This is a genomic window from Massilia sp. CT11-108, from assembly GCF_047302915.1.
GTDB lineage: Bacteria > Pseudomonadota > Gammaproteobacteria > Burkholderiales > Burkholderiaceae_D > Telluria > Telluria orientalis.
Genome location: NZ_JBKYMO010000460.1, coordinates 1 through 4,353 on the forward strand (window position 1 = coordinate 1; position 4,353 = coordinate 4,353).

2 protein-coding genes are annotated in these 4,353 nt (G+C 62.7%); both read right to left on the reverse strand.

Annotated features, from left to right (window positions below):
• Positions 1 to 3,754, reverse strand: a 3,754-nt coding sequence (locus tag ACEN88_RS25310; RefSeq protein ID WP_413344111.1) for a putative Ig domain-containing protein, incomplete at its 3' end; no start/stop codon positions are given.
• A gap of 406 nt (positions 3,755 to 4,160) precedes the next feature.
• Positions 4,161 to 4,353 (reverse strand): PEP-CTERM sorting domain-containing protein (locus ACEN88_RS25315; protein ID WP_413344112.1); only part of this gene is annotated, 193 nt, incomplete at its 5' end.

Consider the following 4,353-nt stretch of genomic DNA (forward strand, 5'->3'; position numbering starts at 1 on the left):
CGTTGCGGTTCGTGGTCGAATCGATCAGCGTTGCGATGGTCGGAACGTTCGGGATGAGGTCGCTCTCGTCGACCAGGTTCAGCGCAGTGCTGTCCGTCGTCTCGGTGACCTGGTAACCCGGCTTGCCGTCCTGCGTGACGTAGTTGATGGCGAACTTCACCTGTCCCGGCTGCGTGCCCTGGGGCAGGGTCGCGGTGGCGGTGTAGGTGAGGTTGTCCGTCGTGTCGAGCGCGGCGGGCAGGCCGTCGATTGTCACCGCCACGTTGCTGATCGCTTCCTTGGCCGTGAAGCTCAGTTTCACGGTATTGCCGGGCACGATACGGTTACGCAGCGCCTGCGCCGAGCTGATCGACGCCGTGGCGATCTTGTTGGTCGACGCCGTCGCACCGTACAGGCGCAATTCGGTCATGTTGCCGAACCAGGCGCCGGCGTTGGTCATGCGAACATAGCGGTATGGCGTCGTGTCGGTGATCTTCAGCGACTGCCAATCCATCGTGTTCGCCGCGGCGGTCGAGATCGTCGTCCACGTCGTATTGTCATTGGAACCTTGTACCAGGGTGCCGGCGATGCGGCCCGAGTACCGGTCCTGCAGGCCGATGACATCGACCCGCGACAGTGCCACGGTGCCACCGCCCCGGAAATCGAACTCGACCCAGCCATTGTTGCCGCTGCCGTTGAGGCGGTAGTCGGTACCCGTCGTCAGGTTATCGTCGAACAGACGGTTGACGTTCGTGACCACATCGGTCGCGTTGCGGCCGTTGGAATCCGTCACGGTCGCGATGTCGAGCAGGTTGCCGATGTAATCCTTCTGGTCGGCGATGAACAGGGTCGACGAATCGGTCGTGAACAGCACGGGTTCGGCGGCGGTGCCGTCGGCGGTGTTGTAGTTGAGCAGGAACTTCACCGGGCCCGGTGCCGTCGTGGCCTTGACGACCGTCGTCGCCGTCCAGTTCAGGTTGTCCGTGGTGGTGACGGTGGCCGGCTCGCCCTGGATCATGGCGCTCACGTTGTTGATCGGCTCGGTCGACTGGAACGACACCTTGATCGTGTTGCCGGGCACGACCCGGTTCCTCAGCGCCTGGTCGGAACCCAGCGACACACCGGCCAGCTTGTTGACCGTTTCATAGCGGGTGCCGAAGATCCGGAATTCGGTCATCTCGAGGATGTTGTATGACCACAGCAGATCGATCATGGAGATCTTGAAGAAGCGGTAGCGCTGGGTGCGGAACTCGTCCGCCACATTCAGCGTCTGCATCTCCTCGACCATGCGCGTCTCGTCGGGCGTGATCCGCGTCCAGTTCACGAGGTCGTTGGATGCGAAGACGGTCGTGCCGCCGATCCGTTCCGGGAAGCTGCCGGGCGGCTGGAACTGGAACGCGGTCGCCGCCACCTTGAAGCTGGGGCCGAAGTCTATCGTCTGCGTGCGATTGCTGTCCGTGGCCGTGCCGAACGGGATGTTGGTGCCGTCGGTGTTGTCGATCCCGTTGGCGGCAAAGCCGCCGAAGTTCGTCACCAGGTTCGTCTTGAAGAACAGATTGGGGTAATTGATGCTGCCGTCCGGTAGCAGCGGGGTCAGTTCCTGCAGGCCCGAGACCGCGGTGCGCAATGCCGCCAGCTTCTGGAAGTAGGTGTCGTCGGTGCCCGAGCCGATCGTGGCTTGCATGTCCGCGTAGACGCCATCGTAGGCCGCCTTCGTCGACGTGACGTACAGCGTGTCCGGCTTGACCGCCGCCGTCACGGCCGTCACCACCGCCTGCCGGTCGGCACCCACGACGACGATCACGCGCTTCGTGGTCACCGTGGTCCCGTCCGAGGCCTCGACGATGAGCGTGTACGTGCCGGCCTGCGTCGGCTTCCACGAGAATGCGCCCGTGCTGGTGTCGAACGATGCGCCCTGCGGCAGGTTGTCGATGTTGTAGGTCACGACGTCGCCCGCGGCCGGGTCGGTGGCGGACAGGTCGAGCGTCACCGGGATGGTGGCGCCGGCATACGTGTACGCGGTCGTGTCGCCGTTGCCGGACTTGAAGGCCGGCGGGCTCAGCAGGGTGCTGGACTGGATATTGATGTGGTCGACGTCGACCGTGGTACCGTTGCCGGTGACGGTGAGCGTCAGGAAGTCGGGCATGTTGAACGGCACCACCACGTAGCGCCACTGGCCCCGCGTGTTCGGCAACGTGATCGACGTGCCGTTGAGGTCCATCGTCGCCTGGCCGTTGGTACGCACGCGCAACCCGATCGACGTGGTGGGCCAGCCGTACGTGTACACGGCGTAGCGCGTGCCTTCCGGTGTGGCCGTGGTGCGCACGAAACCGGTCGAGCCTTCGGTCTGCGCCACTGAATTGCCGTCGTACGCCGTGAACCGGTCTTCCACTTCGCGATAGGGATCGACGATGGGGATGCCCAGGTATTTGCTGCCTTCCGCTTCGGCGGCCTTGGGAATCGTCAGCCAGAAGTCGCCGCCGCCGTCGGTGCCATCCCAGTTGTAGGCCTTGCGCTTGGCGAAGATCGTCGTGTAGTTCGGGACGAGGTGTTCCACATCGAGACCGCGCACGTATTTGTAGTAGTAGAAGGCTTCCCAGGTGTTCTGGGAGAGCCGGCCGCGATACGCCGCCGACACGCCGTCGTACATCGCGCGGATGCTGCCGTCCGGGTTGACGCTCATGGCGACAGGCACCCACGGGATGTCGTAGCCGACCATGTACGTGCCCCACAGCTCATGGACAGCCAGCAGGCGGTCATCCATGAACTCGTACGGGCCGACGGCGTTGGATGCCGTCGACGGCGTGCCCGCCACGGGATCGACCTTGGTACCCTGCGCCAGCATCAGGCGCGCGAGGATTTCCGAGTTCGTGAGGTCGCCCGCGCCGTGCGCCTGGTCGCGGCCCATTTCGACGTGCTGGATCTGCGGCGGAATCGCTTCGCCGGTGGCGTCGTTTTTCGTCACCGTCCGGAACAATTGCTTGATCGATCCGGTCCATGCAGGGTCGGGGGCATCCTTGTTGACCATGAACCACTCGACGGCCTGGTTGTACCCGTCCCGGTCGCCCATGAAGATGGAACCCGACATCTTGGCGATCGTCGTGTACAGGTGCTGGTTCATGAAGCGGCAGTTACAGTTGTCGAAGGTCTCGATCACCGGCGTGATCAGGTTCCTCGAAAAGTTGACCGTGTCGTCGTCCGTCCATGCGAGCGCAGGCGTCTGCGTGCTGGTGGCGCGCAGGATTTCGGCCGCGGTCGTCATCCGCTGCAGTGGAATGCCGGTATGAATGTGCGAATCCGTGTAATACGCGTATTGGGCGGGATCCATCTGCGAATACAGGCGGATGATGTGCATGGCGTTGCTGCGATAGGTGTCGTCGCCGGTCACGAGATACAGGACGGCCTGGGTATACACGGTACCCGCATCCGCGATGAAGTTGCCTTCCAGCCCTTGCGACGTCAGGCCGTAAAACGCCGGCTTGGTGGGATCATTGCCGTTCATGTTCCTGATCCGCGGCGTACGCGAGGCGGAGGCCGAACCGAGCATCATGTTGAAATGCGTGTACCACGGCTCCTTCTTCGCCAGGATCTGGGCCCGTGCGTTCTCCAGCATCTCCTTGGTCAGCCCGACCCCGGGATGCTTGAAGCCGTTCGCGTCGATCGTTTTCGTGATCACCGGCTGGTAGCTGGTCACCAGCGTATCGATCGGATCCGCCATCGCGACCTGGCCCGGTAAAGGTACCAGCGTCGTCGCGATGCCGACTGAAAATGCCATGGCGACGATGCGCCTCAGCGCATTGTCGAATCTATTTGTTCTCATGTCTGTCCCCCCATTTTTAACCTCTTCGTATTTAGGTTACCGATAACATCTTTGACCGGAGGCGGACCGGAAAAGCAGGGCGTGGCAGCGCCGACTGCATACCCGAACCGGGCTCCAGGGGTTTTTAATAAATGAAGTACTTCTTGGTCACAGCTGTATCGACGGTTGTGCCAGTCCCGTCCCGTGCTGGATGGTGATCGCGCTGCCGCCCCGCACTGGATGGGATTGTACGTTATCGATACCATAAAATTGTAGACCTAATTTCAACAGGTGCGTTCATATTTTTCGCCGCGCTGGACAATGAAAAAACCCCAAAAGCCGGACGGAGGCTTTTGGGGTTCGGTGACGAAGTCAGGACGGATCAGAGCCGGCGCGCTCCTTGCCGGCGCCAGGCGACCAGCGCCAGCATGGCAACCAGCATCAGCGCCGCCGTCGACGGTTCCGGAACCTTCGTCACGCTGCTGACCGGGGTCGAGTGCGCCGCCACGAGGACCTGTTCGCCGACCGGAGCGAACGGCTGCAGGAACAGGTTGCCCAGGTCGCCGTCGGCGCCC